This is a genomic window from Streptomyces sp. NPDC054770, assembly GCF_053611985.1.
In genome coordinates, this window is the sequence record NZ_JBSHBL010000007.1 from 97,254 (window position 1) to 112,581 (window position 15,328).

The window sequence follows — 15,328 nt, forward strand, 5'->3', positions numbered from 1 at the left end:
GGTTCATGTCACGTCACCCCCACGCCCCGTGCGGCTGGTAGCCGTAGGCCATCAGGTCCTCCAGGCAGGCTATGGGCGCATGCGGGACGATCCGGCCGTCGGGGGCCTCCGCGAACACCTCGCTGGACAGCACCCTGCCGTCCACGCCGTTGACCTCACGGACCGAGGTGACCATGCGCTGGAGGCGGCCGCCGGTCTGGTAGTCGTTGCGCCGCTGGATGAAGACGACGAAGTTCACCGCGCCCGCGATCAGCATCTGGCTGGCCTCGATGGGCAGTCGCTCGGAGGCCTGGAGCGCGTACGTCGAGATGCGGTTGAAGACTTCGCTGGAGCTGTTCGCGTGAATGGTGGACAGCGACCCGTCGTTGCCCTGCGACATCGCGTTGAGCATGGTGACGATCTCGTCGCCGAGGACCTCGCCGACGATGACCCGGGACGGGTTCATACGCAGCGAACGGCGGACCAGTTCGGCCATCGAAATGCTGCCCTGTCCCTCGGAGTTGGGCAGCCTTTCCTCGAACGCGACGACGTTGGGGTGCAGGTCGTGGAAGGTGTCGAGGCCGAGCTCCAGCGCGCGTTCGACGGTGATGAGCCGTTCGTGCGGGGGGATTTCATTGGCGAGGGCGCGCAGCAGGGTCGTCTTGCCGGCGTTGGTGGCCCCCGCGATCATGATGTTCTTGCGGGCGCGGACCGCGCAGGCCATGAAGTGCGCGACCTCGGGGGTCAGCGTGCCGTTGCCGACCAGGTCCGAGATGAAGACCTTGCCCATGCGGGCCCGGCGGATGGACAGCGCGGGCCGCCGGGTGACGTCCATGACGGCGGAGAGCCGGGAGCCGTCGGGCAGGCGCAGGTCGAGCTGCGGGTTGGCGGAGTCGAACGGACGGGACGACAGCCCGGAGTACGCGCCGAGCACCTGGATCAGCTCGATGAGCTCCTCGTCCGTCTCCGCGACGGGATCCCCGATGGCCTCCCGCCCGTCGCTGTACCCGACGAAGACCTGGTCGTACCCGTTGATGTCGATGTTCTCGACGTCCGGGTCGTCCAGCAGCGGCTGGAGCCGCCCCACGCCGAACAGCGCCGCGTGCACGGCGGCCGCGTACTGCTCCTCGGTCTCCGCGTCCAGCGGGGTGCGTCCGGCGTTGATCTCCGCGCGGGCGTACTCCTCCAGGATCTGGGCTATGACCGCGCGGGCGTAGTGGCGTTCGTCCTCGGTGGACATCGGAGTGACGCCGGACGCCTGGTCCTGGCGGCGCTGTTCGGCGATACGGTCGCCGGCGTCCTGCCGGAACCGCTTGACCAACTGGTGGTCGACAGCGGTCATCGGCCGGCCCCCGCGTGGGGCGCCTGCGTCGGTACGGACCAGGTGGCGCCGTACTGCTGGTGGAGGTCGGCGGTGACCTTGCGGGCCGAGCGGATGAGCAGGGACTTGTCCAGTCGCCCGCGCTTGCGGCCGGCCAACTGGTCGGCGCCGGCCGGGTCGTCGGCGATGGTGCCGACCACGCGGGCACCGGTCTGGGCGTGTACGAGCATGTCGTTGACCTGGTTGACCAGCTTGCCGGCACCGGCCGGGTCGGCGACCAGGACGACCCCGATCAGCGGGGTGGCGAGGGCGGCGGCACCGCGCGGGCCGCCGTGCAGCTTCTGCGAGAGGGCGGCGGCCCGGTCCCGGACCCGGGCGAGCGCCTCGGGCTCGGTGCGCGAGACCAGCAGCACGAGCGCCGCGTGCGGGAACATCTCCACGGCCGGGGTGTCGCCGCTGATCCGTCCGCAGTCGGCGATGACGTCGGCCGGGGCGTTCGGGGAGTCGGCGAGGGCGGCGAAGGCGTGGCCGAGGGTGGGCCACAGCCCGGCGAGCCCGGCGGCGTGCTCGGCTATACCGAGCCCGACGAGCACCTCCAGGCCGCCGCTCAACGGCTGCACGTGATCCCAGAGTTGATCCGGTACGAGCCCTCGTCGCGCCGTGGCGGCGATGGACAGCATGCCGGTGTTGGGGTTGAGCGGTCCGCCGTGCGCGGCGGCACTGCGGTAGACGAGGTCGCCGCCGGCCGGGTCGGCCTCGGCGAGCAGGACCCGGCGCGGCCAGACCGCGGCCAGTGCGACGGCCGTGGTGGTGACGCCGGGGGAACCCTTGTCGGCGGCGATTGCGATGAGCGCCATGGGGTGTGGGCCGCCTTCTAGTTGCCGGTGCCGGGCACGAGGACGAGGGCGACCTCGCCGTTGGACGCGGCCTCGGCCAGTTCGGCGGCCTTGTCGCTGTCGACGGTGAGCGTGATGGCGTAGCTGGTGCTGCTGACGAGATCCGAGCTGCTCTTGTCGTCCGGTACGGCGCTGACCTTGGCGTTGCCCGTGATCTGCGAGCCGCTGTCGTTTGAGGAGGGCGAACCGCCGGACGACGAACCGCCGGAGGACGAGGAGGCGCTGACGTGATAGGCGGCTACGGTGTCGCCGACCTCGATACCGCTCGGGTACTGACCCTCCTTGAGGGCCAGGCCGACGGTGGACTTGCCGGCGGGAAGCTTGCTGCTGTCGCCGAACATCTCACCGACGGCGACGGCACCGGCCGGGATGGTGCTGATGGCCTTCAGCTTCTTCAGGCTCGCCAGCTGGGACCACCTGACGTAGTGGATGCTGGAGTCGTCGGCGACCATGACGGAGGTCACGTTGCTGCCGCTCACGGACGAGCCGGCCGGAATGTCCTGCGTGATCTTTATGACCTCGATGCGCTTGCCGGCCTGGAGCACGAGCGTCGTCGCGCCCAGCGCACCCAGCAGGATCAGCAGCACCGCGAGCGCGGCCAGCGCGGGCTTGCGCTCACGGGGCGCGGTGGGAAGCCGGTCACCGACCGAAGGCTGAGCCGGACCCGCGGAACGACCGGCGCCCGCCCCCGTACGCTCTTGGATCTTCACGCAACCGCTCCCCGTTACAGCCAAGACATTCTCTGTCAAGAACCCTGAAAACCTGTCAACGCCCCTCGCCAGGCCTGCCGGCCAGCGAAAGCGGACACTCCACACGAATCACCCCGACTCGGCCGATTACTCCGCCGCGGGGTGAGTGTCAAGCGATCGCACCGTATCAGCCGCACATAAGCCCCTCAAGGCGCGCCCGGACTCCTTGACCTCACTGAAATCGTCGTTGCGATCTGCAACGACGGTGACCTGTGCGGCGGTTGAGAATACGGGGACTCGGCGGCGGGCCGAACTGTGCGCCGGCGAATCCAGAACACCCGGCTCACGCACGGCCCACGCCCGCGACCGTCACCACGCACCCATGAGGCCTGCACGAATTGCTCACGCGGGGCGGGCGGATTCGGACGCCGGCTGAGTAGGATCACCCGGCCGGGCGAGTGGTTCACCACCGTGAACGCCCGTGCCGACCGCCCGTGATGACCGCCCGTACGACCGCCCATGCCCACCGCCCCTGATGACCGCGAGGATGGCAGACCGTGACCGTGCCGCAGCGCCGATCCTGGCAGCCCCCGGCGGGTGAGGAGCTCGTGGCGCGCGCCCCGGTGTCCTTCGCGACCGGCTCGGCGCACCGGGTCAGGGGCCGGCGCTGGTTCCGGGACACGGAACGGCGCGACATACAGGGCGAGTTGCCGGATTGGCCGCCGGGCCCGGCATACCGGCTCAGATCGAGGACCGGCCCCGTGGTGTGGGCCGTGCTGACGGCCGCGTTCCTTCTCGGGGTGCTCGTCCTGGCCGTGCTCTCCGGGGGCAACGTGCCGCCGGGCAGCGGCCCGCGCGGTTCCGGCCCGCCGGGCAGGAGCGAGGAACCTGAGAACGAGGAGACGGACTTCCCGGTGCTGTGGGCGGCCCCCGGCACGATCGCCCGTACCCTCCCCTGGGAACTCGACCCGGCCCGCCGCCCCGACACGGACACCACGCACCTGGTCCTGACCGACCGCCGGCTACTGGTCCTGGGCGGACTTCAGGACCCCAGGGAACCCTGGGAGGAAGTCCTCTGGGAGACGGACCTGAGCGCTGTCGCCACGGTCGAGCGAAGGCCGTTCAGCGTCGGCGGACGGGACTTCAGGATCACCTTCACGGACGGCTCCTGGTGCCGCCTGACGTCGTTGGAGGGCGAGCCCCTCGTCCGTCACCTGACGGCGGCCTGACCGCTCCCCGCTCCCCGCTCCACCTGGTCCGTGACCCGGACGGTTCGTGCCAGTTCGTCGGTCAGCTCGCACAGGGCGTCCGTGTAGGCCAACTCCTTCCAGGACGTGAGCAGCACCAGCCCCCACGTCTCGTCGGCGCGGATGCCGTACGCGCACGTCTCCATCACCGTCCCCAGCCCGTCCCGGCCGACGTCCCGGACGTACGCGTGCCGGACGCGCACCGCAGGCCCGGCGGGCAGGGTACGAAGCTCGGCCTCGGGCGGACGGTAGGAGTCCGGAGTGGGGGCGGCGAGGAAGCGCTGGAGGAGTTCGACGGTCAGGACCGGGTGGGTGTCATCGGCGACCAGCGCCGACAGCTCGATCCGGGCGAGTTCCCCGAGACGCGGCTCCGGGACGTACGACAGCGCGGTGACCGGACCACGCTCACGGGAGTCGGCGGCGGCCTCGCGGAGTTCGGCGGCGAGGGCGCCGAGCAGCTTCGGCTCGTCGTCGTCCGGGCCGACGAGCCGCCGGGCGGCCTCCGCAGCCCACGCACGCAGCTCGACGGAGGACCGCACGGGCAGCGCGACGGCGTCCTCCGGTGTCCGCATACGAACGGTTGCGGCGGCGAACTCGGGCATCAGGCCATCCATTGCAGGGTGCGGGCGACGGAGTCGAACAGCGTGACCAGGGCCTCCACCAACGGCTCCAACGGCGGTGCCGTCGGCGTGGAGAAGGAGAGCAGCAGCCGCTGGCCGCTGTGCGGGACGGCGAGGTAGACGTCCAGGTGGGCGACGGCGAGCTTGTTGCCGTCGGGGTCGTCGGCGGCGGGCCGGCGGAGGTAGCGGTGGCGTACGGCGGGGCCGGCGGGGAGGTCGACGAGGGTGACGTCGTCGACACCGGCGGGACCGGCATCGCCGGCATCGGCCCGGAGGGCGAGGGAGCGGGCGATGTCGCCGAGGTCGCCGGGTTCGGTGCCGGGCGAGGGCCGCAGAACCGTCACGACCAGACCGGCGGAGACGGGTACCTGACCGAGGACCTGCTGGACGACGTACATCTCCACGCCACCGTTGGCCTGCGCAGCCTCGGCCTGCGCCCGCATCCGCTCCGCGAGCGCGGCCTCCAGCTGCGGGGTGGCCTCCGTCCGCCGCAGCCCCCGCTTCACCAGCTTGTCGATGCGATGGGTCCAGCGCTCGGGACTGTCCAGCACGATCCGCTCCCAGCCCTCGGGGACGGCGAGGCGGTAGTCGGAGGGGGGTGGGACGGGGGTGTCGGTGACGGCGCGGGTTTCGGTGTCGTCGGTCATGCGCCCGCCGTACCCGTCGCCCGGCCACCGCGTTTGCCCCGCTTCTCGTTCGCCCGGCTCATGACCGCGGCGGTCAGGGGGGCGAGGACGAGGACGGCAGCGGCACCGAGGCAGACGTAGCCGGCGGCGGTGCCGCCGATGTCGGACTTGTGACCCAGGAACGGCCGGTAGTGGCCCGAGGGATCGATCACCGCCGTCCGCTTGGTACCGACCATGACCTCGTCCGTACACCACTTGTCGTTCGAGAACGCCTGGCGTACAGACCCGTCGGGCAGCTTGACCCGGCAGGCCAGCGTGGTGACCCCGTGGGATCCCACATTCTCCGGTTTCTCATAGGTGACCGTAGCCACCTGCCCGCGCAAGTGCAGATACCACTCGTCGGCCGTATAGGAACCCACCCAGATCAGAACAAGGTACGCGGCCCCGATCAGGCCGCAGGCCACGAATCCACCACGCGACCATCGGGTCCTGAACGCGGCCCAGGCCACCGGGACGACGAGGGCCCCACCCACGAACAGCGCCTGGCCGTTGATCCAGTAGGTGGAGAGCAGGCACAGGGCGACGCTCGCCACAGCCACCAGGAGCAGCCGCAGCCACGGCCACACAGGCCCGCGGCGCCGTCCGTCGATGTCACCGCCGTACTCCCACCACCCGATGGGGTCCGAAGCAGACGGCGCGAACTCCGACAGGATGAGGCGCACGCGCTGCTCGCCACCCTCCTCCGACGCCAGCCGCCGCAGTTGGGGCAGTCCGAGCCCGTTCTCCTCAAGTGCGGTCTGCGCCGTCGGCGGGAGCCGGGCGAACTGTTCATCGACGGTGTCACCGTCGCCTTGTCGTGCCACGTGCCGTGTCCTCGTTCTCTCGTCAGCCCCGGGCGTCAGCCCTGGACGGTCAAATGCCCGTTGTAAAAGGGGATTCCGTTGGCGCCAAGGCCCGGCACACCCTTCTTGACACTGCTGAACAGGTCGGCCTCGGCGTACTTCTCCAAGCGTGTCGCGGGCGACAGATTCAGGACGCCGGCGACCGTCGGCCCGACCTGGCTCGCCCAGTAGAGGCGGTTGGCGGAACGGGCCATACCCTTGAACTCGGAGTCGGAGAGCATACGCAGTTTGGGCAGCTTGCCGTCGCGGACGATGCCCTTGCCGATGTCCTCGTTCTTGCCGATGGCGCGGAAGTACGACTTGATGTCGAAGGACTCCTTGACGACCGACCGCATCCTTGGCAGCAGACTCGTCGGCCCTTTTGCCAGCGCCTCCCCGATCTTGCCCGGTTTGACTCCCGACAGCGTCTCGGCGATCTCGGCCGCGAACTCCTTGCTCGCGCCCAGCTCACGGGCGGCCAGGACGTCCTTCGCCGCCGACGAACCGCGCGCCGCGAGGGCCGCCTCCTTGGCCGTCGTCCCCAGGATCCGCCCGGCCCCGAACGACAGTACGCCGACCACGTCGATGGCGACGTCCAACCATGTGCCCTTGCCGTCCAGGGCGGAGACGGTGTCGCAGACGAGAGCGACCACGGAGGCGACCAGGGCCACCGCGACGATCAAAGGGCCGATGATGGGAATCCAGCCGATGACGAGAGACAGCAGGCACAACGCACCGGCGACCACACCCGCCCAGTGACCGATGGTGGCGACCCAGTCCTTCCAGTTGTCCCACCAGTGGTGCTTGGGATCCTTCAGCCCGTCGTGGTCGATGGCGTCCCGTATCGCCTTGGCGGCGTACCCGGCCTGCGTGTCCCGGTAGTCGAGCGCGGCCCGGAGCTCCCGCTTCGCGGCGTCGAGCTCCCCGTCCGAGGCCTCTTTCTGCCGCTTGAGCTTCTGCTTGTCCGGGTGGTTGTCGTCACTCGACGGATGCTGATCGATCTGCTTCTGGTAGTTGGTGCTGTCGGTATCGGCCGCCGCAGCCTTCTTCAGCGCCGCGCGCACCCGGTTCTGGGCATGGTTGAGAGCGGTGGCCCAGTTCTCCCGCACCTGGTCGGCGATGGGCTCGTACGGCACAGAGGACCCGAGGGCCGCCCCGGCCGCCGCGTACCGCTGATGCGACTGACCGAGCAGCTTGACGGTGTCGCCGGTCTTCTTGGTGAACTCCCTCCCCGCATCGGAGTCCCACCCGTTCCCGTCGACCAGGTTGTTCAGCTTGCCGGCCTGCTCCTCGATCAGCTTGGCGGTGTCGGAGATCCGCTTGCCGAGCCGGGCGACTTCATACGGATCACCGGGAGCGAACTCCTTGTCGTCGTACCGGGCCGTCTGCCAGTCCACCCCGGAGAAGTCGTGATCGCTCACTTGTCCCCCGACTGGGCCTTGAGAAGCGCGTCGGCGAGATGCTGATCGACACCGTCGTAGGCCTTCGCCGCCTCGCCCGCGGTCTTCCCGAGGAACTCCAGCCCGTCACAGAGCTGTTTGCGCTTCTTCTTCCAGTCGTCCGCGAAGTCACCGAGCGCGCCGGCCACTTCACCAGACCCGATCTCGGACCCGTACGAGTCGACGAGATCCTTCGCATGTTCAAAGTTGGACTTCAACTTCGCGACAGACCGGCTGATCTCCCGCAACTCGCTCGTGGACACTTTGACGTGATCCGCCACCACTACCCCCGTGAACACCTACCTGCCCGGCCGCCCCGCGAGACGCAGGGGGCCAGGGTCACTGTGTGTCGAGGGTTTTCGGGGCTACAACCAACAGACTGCAAAGGGAGCCCAAAGGAGGAGGGCGGCACAGCAGGCCACACAGGCGTCCACGTCATGCCCGCGCAATCTTCACAATGCCCATGCGGCTGCCCCAGGGCAGGGAGCCAGCACGCCACCACCACAGGGCCATCGCCTGCGGGACACCTCGATTGTCCTCAATCATCACGTTTACAGCGATGTTCGCGGTGGCGAAACCCTGGATCCCACAGATACCGTTTGCAGTCTTGCCGAACTTCATTCTCACGGGGGAGTCCACAGTGAAGCGCCGCACCATGCCCGTTGCCGCCGCGCTCGCCGCGACCGCAGCTCTGCTACTGACGGCGTGCGGAGGCGGGGGCGACAGCTCCAAGGGCAACGACAAGATCGCCGGGGCCGGTGCCGGAGAGTCGGGCTCTCCGTCGCCTTCGGCCTCTGCTTCCGCATCGACCGACAAGAACGCACCGAGCTTCGACTTTCCGTCGGACATCAAGACGACCGTGGAGCGCCAGCCAACCGGGGACGCCGCGAAGGACGCCATTGCGCGGGACGTGGCGTACTCGGCCCAGGCCCGGCTGGAGGCCTTCGCCAAGGGTGAGGGCCAGACGGCCAACATGAGCCGCTACTTCGCCGCATCGGCCTTCACGTACTGGACTCAGCGAGTTGCGACGATCAGAAAGCAAGGTTTCACCGTCACCGGCGATTACCGCTTCTTCAACTTCGACGTCACGGACGTAGCGAACGCCAAGACGGCTGCCGTCCGTTACTGCGAGGACCAGAGCAAGGGCTACAGCAAAGAGATCAAATCCGGCAAGGTGCTACGCACCAAGCCAAGCGCCGATGACTTCATCCTCTACACGCTCCAGGCCGCGAAGGACTCCCGCGGCGATTGGCAAGTGACACAGCAGAACTGGAAGAAGGCGGACACGTCGTGCGTGCAGGGCTGAGGCCAGCAACCGCCCGTCCGGCTCTCGGGACGTTCGTCGCAACAGTTCTCGTCGTGGCCGTCGGGTCCCTGTCCCCCGCTTACGCAGGGGACATCCAGGTCGGCGGCAAGCAGGGCGGTACCAAGACCGATCAGCAGCCCAGCGGTTCCGGCGCGGACTCGGGTGCCGACTCCGGCGCCGGCACCATCGGCGCCCACATCCGTATCAAACAGAAAACGACCGGCTCATCCACCTCCACGGCGACTGCCACGTCCTCGAACGCCAACTGGAAGCCCCCCGTCTGCTGGTACGAACCGATGTACACGCCCGACGAGTACGAGGAGTTCATCAAGTCCTCGTACAAGGGCGCCCAGGAACCGGCCGCGAGCTACGCCAAGAAGCGCGCCGACGAGGACTACCACAAGGGCGACAAGGGCCTGTGGTGGCAGGTGCAGTTCCGCCACGACGACTACACCGACGCCTGTCCCGTGACCCCGGCCAACTGGGAGATCTGGGTCCCGCCCGCCCAGCCGAAGGCGGATCCGAACCAGCTGACTCCGAAGACCCTCTCCGAACTCGCGTACAACTCCACCAAGTTGCCCACCCCGCCCGTGGTCCTGAGCCCGAGCCCCGACCGGCTCAAGGTGAACCTCGGCACGCGCGTGAAGCTGGACGGCGACTTCGACCGCGTCTGGACGACCGCCAGCATCAACTACAAGGGCGTCGAGATGGCCGCGACGACCGTGGCGACCCCTGTGGCCCTCAAGGTCGACGCCGGTACCGCGGACGCCGACCCGCAGACGTGCACGTACGACCTGGTGAAGGGCGACAACGGGTACACGGTCGACAGCAAGGACGCGGCCTGCAACGTCACGTACCAGCGATCCTCCGGAAGCGGCACCTACCCCTTCAAGGCGTCGATCACCTGGAAGGTCACGTGGACGGACTCGGCCGACCCGGACGGGCCCGCCCAGCAGCCGGCTCTGCCGGACGGCCTGTCGACGTACGAGCAGGACGTGACCGTGAAGGAAATCCAGGCGGTCAACCGCTGATGAGATTGGGGCGGTCAGCGGGGTTCCCGCTACCGGCGGCCCCGGGAGTCCCGAAGAGAAACGGGGCCGGCGAGTAGCCCGAAGGACGCCCAGGGAGCAGAAGGAGCCGCGCACAACGCGCGGCTCCTTCATGTGTTCGGTCCGCTGTCTTCGGCCGGCTTGCTGGACGGCTCCTGGGCCTGCACGAACGTGCCCTTGATAGGCACAGTGATGACAAGACCCTGATCCCGAAGCTCGCGCACGGCCCGACGGGCAGTGTTGATGGCAACCGCGTACTGCTCGGCGAGATCACGTTCAGCCGGAAGCCGTGCGCCCACCGGCAGGCGTCCGGTGCGGATCTGCTCTGCGATGTGGTGTGCGACTTGCAGATACACGTAGACGGGACTTGTCGGGTCGGGCGTCCACCGATCGTTAGCCATAGCCGCACGCTAAGGCGGCTTGAAGCAAGGCACCACATGAGGGAACGTCCACATGCAACCTAATGCTTCCGGTTGCTACCTATCGCGTCCTAGGGCAAAGTGGTCAACAAAGACCCCGGCGAGGCGGCTACCTCCCGGGGCATGGCCAACGCTTACAAGGAGCGTCGACATGCACGACCTTATCCCCCGCGCCCTCCAATGGCTGCGCCTCCTCTTCGCCCCCGGCACCGGGAAACGGCGCCGCCGTGCTCACCGGCCTTCATTCCCCCACCTGCACCTCACCCTCGCACGCTGCCCCCTCAGCGCCGAGCCCTCGCCCCTCCCCAGCCACCGGTCGCCCTACGGCCTGGTCACCTTCCTCGACGGCACCGACTCCGCCCTGGTCCGCCCCTACCTCACCGCCTGCGAGGGCGAGGCCGCCCTCCAGCAGCGCCGCCGGCTCGCTCTCGTACTCGCCGCCGACTTCGGAATCGATCTCGACCAGCACGTGATCGGCACGCCAGAGGTGGCTGTGTGATGGAGCAGGGAAACAGCAACGCACACGCTCTGGCCTCCCGGCGTCTCCTCCCCTGGTCCACGCCCGAAGGCAAGCCCTGCTACCTGGACACGGACAACAACGGCGGCTATCTCTCCCGCCTAGCCGACAACCTGGAGGCCGCCCAACTCGCAACCGGCACCGATGTGCTTCGCCATGCCCGCCAGGTGCTGGACGATCCCATGTCGCCATATACCGAGGTCCGCTACGCCGGTATCCGTCTCGCCGAGTGCCTCACCGACGCGCTACGAGTCGCCGAGTCCCGGGGCGGGCGCCTGGTCGTACCGGACGACACAGAGGACCGCGAAGACACCGACCGAGTTCACCGGCCGTGACCGTCCAAGCCCCCGAACCGACACCGGCCGTCAGCCCCTGACCGACACGCTCTCCGCCTCCTCTACTGCACCGGCCAACGGTCCAGCCTCACCCTGCGCGTCTGCAAGCTCGGCACGCAGGGTGAGGACCTGTGGCACATCGGCACACCCGCCACGTGCCTGACCGAGATGCAAGGCACCTCGACAGCGGAACTGAACTCGTACCTCACGGCACTCCCACTTCGGACGCAGCACACGAACGTGCCTGAGGCCGTGGGCCGTTCAGGCACGATCAGGACACAGGTCACACCTGCACAGGAAAGTTCGCGCTGGCGAAACCGAGAACCTCCCCGATACCGTCAGATCTCTTGAACGGACTTTTGTCTCACGGGGAGTTCACTGTGAAGCGCCGTACTTTGCCCGCCGCTGCCGCGCTCGTCGCCTCCGCAGCCCTGCTCCTGACGGCTTGCGGCGGCGGGGACGCGGGTTCGAAAGCAAACGACAAGATCGCCGGGGCCGACAGCGGCAGTACGAAAGCGTCGGCTTCGCCGACCGAAAGTGCCGCCGCCGGCAGGCCCAAGATCACACTGCCAGGCGACCTGACCGACACCTTCGAAAGCTGGAAGACCGGCGACACGACCAAGGACGCGGTCCTCGGGGACGTGGCCCATCGGATCGATGCGACCAACTACGCCATCACGCAGGGCGATCCCGAACTGCCCGCGCTCAACTTCTACTACAGCGGTGGCGCACTGGCAGACGCCAAGGACTGGGTGGAGTCCATCGCGAAGGACGGTTACTCGATCACAGGCGTCAACCGCTACTACAACGCCAAGATCGACGTTTTCGACTCTACGTCGGCTGGAGTTGTGTACTGCGAGGACCAGAGCAAGGCCTTCGCGAAGGTCCGCAAGTCGGGCAAGGTCGTCAAGACCGCGGTGAACGATGACTCGTACGTCGTCTACACGACTCGTCTCGAAAAGAACAAGCAAGGCGTATGGCAGACGACGAAGCTCACTTCGCAGAGGGGCAGTAAGTCATGCACGCCGTGACGTCCAGCAGCCGATTCGCCTTGGCGGGGCTGCTCTCGGGGGCTCTTGTTCTCACCGCCGCAGGAACGGCGTCCGCGACCTGGCCGCCGAGCGAGGGCTCCCAGGGCAACACCAAGCAGAGCGGCAGCTCCAACGCCGGCACACTCGTTTCCAGAGTGACTTATTCCGGTTCGGTGCGCTCAAGGGGCAGCGGTACCGCCGTGCAGCCGGTCACGGACTGGACCCCGCCGGCGTGCTGGTACGAACCCCGTTCGGTGGCGGAGTTCAAGGACTACGTCGAGACGATGTACACGGACACGATCAACACTCCCGGCCAGGCCAACTACGCCAAGGCCGCAGTCGGTCAGTTCCGTGACATCTACAAGGATGGCAAGTACAAGAACTACAACGAGGACGAGGCCGACAAGGGGAACTGGTGGGTCGCGGTCCAGAACCCCGACCGCATGGACGACCCCGCCAGCTGGGAATGCAGCGACCTTCCCTTCTGGGTGGCGAACAACGACGACCCGGGAGTTCCGCAGGCCGTCACCCCGAAGATCCTGGCCGAAGCCGCCTACGACGCGATTCAGCTCCCCGACACCAAGGTGACCCTCGCCCCGGCGGACATCACCAAGGTCAACCTCGCCACCTGGGCGTGGCTGGACAAGGCCGAGTTCAAGCCGGTGTCGGTCACCGCGTCGCTCAACGCCGGCGGCCTCAACATCCAGGCGACGACCACCGCCAAGCCCGTCTCACTGAAACTCGAGCCGGGCACCGATGACGCCGAGACCTATCCGGCTTCCGGTGTGTGCACCCTGAACTCCGACGGCTCGATCGGCGAGCAGTACGCCAAGGGCAAAGCTCATCTGACCCCACCCTGCGGCATCAAGTACCTGCGCTCGTCGAGCGGCGGTGCTTACCACCTGAAGGCGACCATCACCTGGCAGATCGGCTGGTCGGGAACCGGGGGCGTGCGCGGCGACCTGCCGGACGGCACCTTCGGCACGACCCAGGACATCAAGGTCCAGGAAGCCCAAGCCGTGAACCGCTGACGGGAGGCATGTGCCCCGCAGAGCTTCCCTCCGCCGGTTCCGCGGAGCGCGCGCTGCGGGGTCAGCTCACCGTCCACAAGGCGAAATGCTCGTGTTCTTCACCCGCGCCCGGACGAGTGATCCTCACACGATCCACCGCAACGACTCCGCGATCGAGTCGCAGAGCCTGCGCATGGGACCGGTCGCTCCGCTGAGCGGCACCGCGAACGCCAGGGCCAGATAGCCGACGCCACCGGGCATCTGCACGTACAGGTCCAGCGTCGTCGGGCCGACGACTCGTACCGTCTCCCCTGCGGGAAGGGCGACGACCGAGAACTCCGCGAGGGAGGCGTTCTGCCTCTGCTTCGCTTCGAGCGTCGTCTGGAGGTCCCGGGGAGTCAGTCCACCGGTCCGGGGAATCAACGAGACGACCAGCGAAGCGGGCAGGATGCCGCCGCCTTCCAGCTCCGGCCTCAGGAAGAACTCCAGCGCACCGGTCCTGACCCCGGCCTCGGCGGTGTTGCGGAGGGTCGCCCAGGTCTCCCGCTTGGTCTCGGCCGGAACGTTCTTGCCTTCGGCCTGGTGGTCCACGAACGTCTTCAGCTGGGCACGCCAGCGGTCCTGGGTCAGGTCGATGCGGAACCAGTCCCGGGGAACCAGGAGCCGGTAGTCCTTGGGCGGTGCCATGGCGTCGGGCTTCGTGGTCATCCGGGCATCACCATCGGCTTGCCGGACTCGTTGAACAGGCGGACGCTCTTCACGACGCCCGCGAACATCGCCGAGAAGACGTCCCAGGCCTGGGGCGTGGGCGTGCCCATCTCCAGGACCAGAGCCGTCCCGTTGCTCAGCGGTATCTGGACCTGGATGAAGGAGGTCACCACCGGCTCATCGGCTCCGGACGCGGTGAGGCCGCCGGGCAGACTCCCCTTCCTGGTCCCGATGCAGGACACAGCCGGGCCGCACGGCAGCGCGACCTCGCTGACCTGTCCCAGGTTGAGATGACGCATCGTCGAGCCCAGGAACCCGACGGGATGGAGGCCGGCCCTCTCGTCCAGATCGATCATGCTGACGGTGACCGTCGCCGTACACCGCTCCCCGTCCACCTCCGTCATGACGAAGCCGGAGTACTGGATCCCGGCCTCGACAAAGGAGTCGTAGTGCGCGGCGACCATGACCGCCCACTCCAGCTGTACCTCGAAGGTGGCCTCCGGCATCACGGCACGGGCCAGTTCGACGAGTTGCTCGGCGGTCTCGTCCAGGCTCTCCGCATCCATCGGGATCTCGAAGAACCCCTCCGGCATGATCCAGCGGACCTCGATGCCCGGGCCGCCTATGGAGCCCTGGACGTTCTCCTCTGCTGTTACGGCGCTCACGACAGGCCTTCTCCATCGGTGGTTTCTGCCCGGTCCGCTTCGGGGCGGAAGGTGGCCGCGAACGGGTAGGGGCCGTAGTGGGGATAGTGAGGGGGAATGTCCGCCCCTTCCTTGCGTGCGAGATGCGCCAGTTCGCGGTATCCCCTGGCGCGGGCCCGGAGGTTCTGGCGAACGGGGTCGCCCCAGTGCACCGCGGCAGTGCGCGCGTAGACGGCAAGCAGGGTCAGTACGACGACGACGGCCGAGCCCGCAAAAGCGAGACGTGCCGCCTCCGACTCCCAGTACTGGACCACGCCGCCCCAGTACACGGCCGCGCCGAACCCGATGAGCGCCAGGGGAACACCGGTTCTGAACCCCGCGTTGAACATCGCCACCTCGTCCTGATGCCGGCGCCGGAGCATCCGCAGAACCGCCCGGTCGTCCAGAAAGTCGAAGCGGAGTTCCTCTCCCAGCCGCTCGGCTTCCGTCCTGGCCCTGGGGATCGCGGAGATCACCTCAGCGGGGACCATGCGCACCGGCTCTGTGCCCCGGCGGCCCACGAATTCCCATTCACCGAGGTCGGTCGTGTCATCCACCTGCGCCACCCTCCT

The 15,328-nt window shown here is 68.2% G+C and carries 20 protein-coding genes; 7 read left to right on the plus strand and 13 right to left on the minus strand.

Annotated elements, in window-relative coordinates:
- Positions 1-13: 13 nt before the first annotated feature.
- The 3 genes from ACWGKQ_RS09400 to ACWGKQ_RS09410 are packed head-to-tail and all read right to left on the minus strand — an operon-like array spanning position 14 to position 2,906.
- On the minus strand, positions 14-1,321 hold the full coding sequence (locus tag ACWGKQ_RS09400) for a CpaF family protein (RefSeq protein ID WP_453291282.1): 1,308 nt from the start codon (positions 1,319-1,321) through the stop codon (positions 14-16).
- Positions 1,318-2,157: a hypothetical protein gene (locus ACWGKQ_RS09405; protein ID WP_453291283.1), complete on the minus strand. Its 840-nt coding sequence runs from the start codon at positions 2,155-2,157 to the stop codon at positions 1,318-1,320. The genes ACWGKQ_RS09400 and ACWGKQ_RS09405 overlap by 4 nt, the downstream gene beginning before the upstream one ends.
- A 17-nt stretch (positions 2,158-2,174) precedes the next feature.
- Positions 2,175-2,906, minus strand: a complete 732-nt coding sequence (locus tag ACWGKQ_RS09410) for a hypothetical protein (protein WP_453291284.1) — start codon at positions 2,904-2,906, stop codon at positions 2,175-2,177.
- A gap of 536 nt (positions 2,907-3,442) precedes the next feature.
- Between ACWGKQ_RS09410 and ACWGKQ_RS09415 the strand changes: the two genes are divergently transcribed.
- Complete coding sequence (locus ACWGKQ_RS09415; protein ID WP_453291285.1) at positions 3,443-4,114, plus strand: hypothetical protein; 672 nt, start codon at positions 3,443-3,445, stop codon at positions 4,112-4,114.
- Here the strand turns inward: ACWGKQ_RS09415 and ACWGKQ_RS09420 are convergent.
- The 6 genes from ACWGKQ_RS09420 to ACWGKQ_RS09445 form a co-directional block, all read right to left on the minus strand.
- Positions 4,096-4,734, minus strand: coding sequence for a hypothetical protein (locus ACWGKQ_RS09420; RefSeq protein WP_453291286.1), 639 nt, complete (start codon positions 4,732-4,734; stop codon positions 4,096-4,098). The genes ACWGKQ_RS09415 and ACWGKQ_RS09420 overlap by 19 nt on opposite strands.
- Positions 4,734-5,399, minus strand: a complete 666-nt coding sequence (locus ACWGKQ_RS09425) for a hypothetical protein (RefSeq protein WP_453291287.1) — start codon at positions 5,397-5,399, stop codon at positions 4,734-4,736. Before ACWGKQ_RS09425 ends, ACWGKQ_RS09420 begins: the two co-directional genes overlap by 1 nt.
- Entirely contained in the window at positions 5,396-6,241 is an 846-nt protein-coding gene (locus tag ACWGKQ_RS09430; protein WP_453291288.1) for a hypothetical protein, read from the minus strand. Before ACWGKQ_RS09430 ends, ACWGKQ_RS09425 begins: the two co-directional genes overlap by 4 nt.
- A gap of 35 nt (positions 6,242-6,276) precedes the next feature.
- Positions 6,277-7,680, minus strand: a complete 1,404-nt coding sequence (locus ACWGKQ_RS09435) for a hypothetical protein (protein ID WP_453291289.1) — start codon at positions 7,678-7,680, stop codon at positions 6,277-6,279.
- Positions 7,677-7,979 carry a hypothetical protein gene (locus tag ACWGKQ_RS09440; protein ID WP_453291290.1) on the minus strand — a complete coding sequence of 101 codons (303 nt, stop codon included), beginning with the start codon at positions 7,977-7,979 and terminating at the stop codon, positions 7,677-7,679. Before ACWGKQ_RS09440 ends, ACWGKQ_RS09435 begins: the two co-directional genes overlap by 4 nt.
- Positions 7,980-8,133: 154 nt before the next feature.
- Positions 8,134-8,319: a hypothetical protein gene (locus ACWGKQ_RS09445; protein WP_453291291.1), complete on the minus strand. Its 186-nt coding sequence runs from the start codon at positions 8,317-8,319 to the stop codon at positions 8,134-8,136.
- Between the two features lie 19 nt (positions 8,320-8,338).
- On the opposite strand from ACWGKQ_RS09445, the gene ACWGKQ_RS09450 reads away from it, so the two are divergent.
- Both ACWGKQ_RS09450 and ACWGKQ_RS09455 read left to right on the plus strand, forming a co-directional pair.
- Positions 8,339-9,004, plus strand: coding sequence for a hypothetical protein (locus ACWGKQ_RS09450; protein WP_453291292.1), 666 nt, complete (start codon positions 8,339-8,341; stop codon positions 9,002-9,004).
- A gap of 53 nt (positions 9,005-9,057) precedes the next feature.
- Positions 9,058-10,035, plus strand: coding sequence for a hypothetical protein (locus ACWGKQ_RS09455; RefSeq protein WP_453291293.1), 978 nt, complete (start codon positions 9,058-9,060; stop codon positions 10,033-10,035).
- A 128-nt stretch (positions 10,036-10,163) separates the two neighbouring features.
- On the opposite strand, the gene ACWGKQ_RS09460 is transcribed toward ACWGKQ_RS09455, so the two are convergent.
- Complete coding sequence (locus ACWGKQ_RS09460) at positions 10,164-10,454, minus strand: GntR family transcriptional regulator (protein WP_453291294.1); 291 nt, start codon at positions 10,452-10,454, stop codon at positions 10,164-10,166.
- Between the two features lie 169 nt (positions 10,455-10,623).
- On the opposite strand from ACWGKQ_RS09460, the gene ACWGKQ_RS09465 reads away from it, so the two are divergent.
- The 4 genes from ACWGKQ_RS09465 (at position 10,624) to ACWGKQ_RS09480 (ending at position 13,386) form a co-directional block, all read left to right on the plus strand.
- Complete coding sequence (locus ACWGKQ_RS09465) at positions 10,624-10,971, plus strand: hypothetical protein (protein WP_453291295.1); 348 nt, start codon at positions 10,624-10,626, stop codon at positions 10,969-10,971.
- On the plus strand, positions 10,971-11,324 hold the full coding sequence (locus tag ACWGKQ_RS09470; RefSeq protein WP_453291296.1) for a hypothetical protein: 354 nt from the start codon (positions 10,971-10,973) through the stop codon (positions 11,322-11,324). Before ACWGKQ_RS09465 ends, ACWGKQ_RS09470 begins: the two co-directional genes overlap by 1 nt.
- A gap of 380 nt (positions 11,325-11,704) precedes the next feature.
- Positions 11,705-12,355 carry a hypothetical protein gene (locus ACWGKQ_RS09475; RefSeq protein WP_453291297.1) on the plus strand — a complete coding sequence of 217 codons (651 nt, stop codon included), beginning with the start codon at positions 11,705-11,707 and terminating at the stop codon, positions 12,353-12,355.
- Positions 12,343-13,386, plus strand: a complete 1,044-nt coding sequence (locus tag ACWGKQ_RS09480) for a hypothetical protein (protein ID WP_453291298.1) — start codon at positions 12,343-12,345, stop codon at positions 13,384-13,386. Before ACWGKQ_RS09475 ends, ACWGKQ_RS09480 begins: the two co-directional genes overlap by 13 nt.
- Before the next feature lie 123 nt (positions 13,387-13,509).
- Here ACWGKQ_RS09480 and ACWGKQ_RS09485 read toward each other — a convergent pair whose 3' ends face one another.
- The 3 genes from ACWGKQ_RS09485 to ACWGKQ_RS09495 are packed head-to-tail and all read right to left on the minus strand — an operon-like array spanning position 13,510 to position 15,313.
- Complete coding sequence (locus ACWGKQ_RS09485) at positions 13,510-14,073, minus strand: hypothetical protein (RefSeq protein ID WP_453291299.1); 564 nt, start codon at positions 14,071-14,073, stop codon at positions 13,510-13,512.
- Entirely contained in the window at positions 14,070-14,738 is a 669-nt protein-coding gene (locus tag ACWGKQ_RS09490) for a hypothetical protein (protein ID WP_453291300.1), read from the minus strand. The genes ACWGKQ_RS09485 and ACWGKQ_RS09490 overlap by 4 nt, the downstream gene beginning before the upstream one ends.
- Positions 14,735-15,313, minus strand: a complete 579-nt coding sequence (locus ACWGKQ_RS09495) for a hypothetical protein (protein ID WP_453291301.1) — start codon at positions 15,311-15,313, stop codon at positions 14,735-14,737. The genes ACWGKQ_RS09490 and ACWGKQ_RS09495 overlap by 4 nt, the downstream gene beginning before the upstream one ends.
- Between the last annotated feature and the right edge of the window lie 15 nt (positions 15,314-15,328).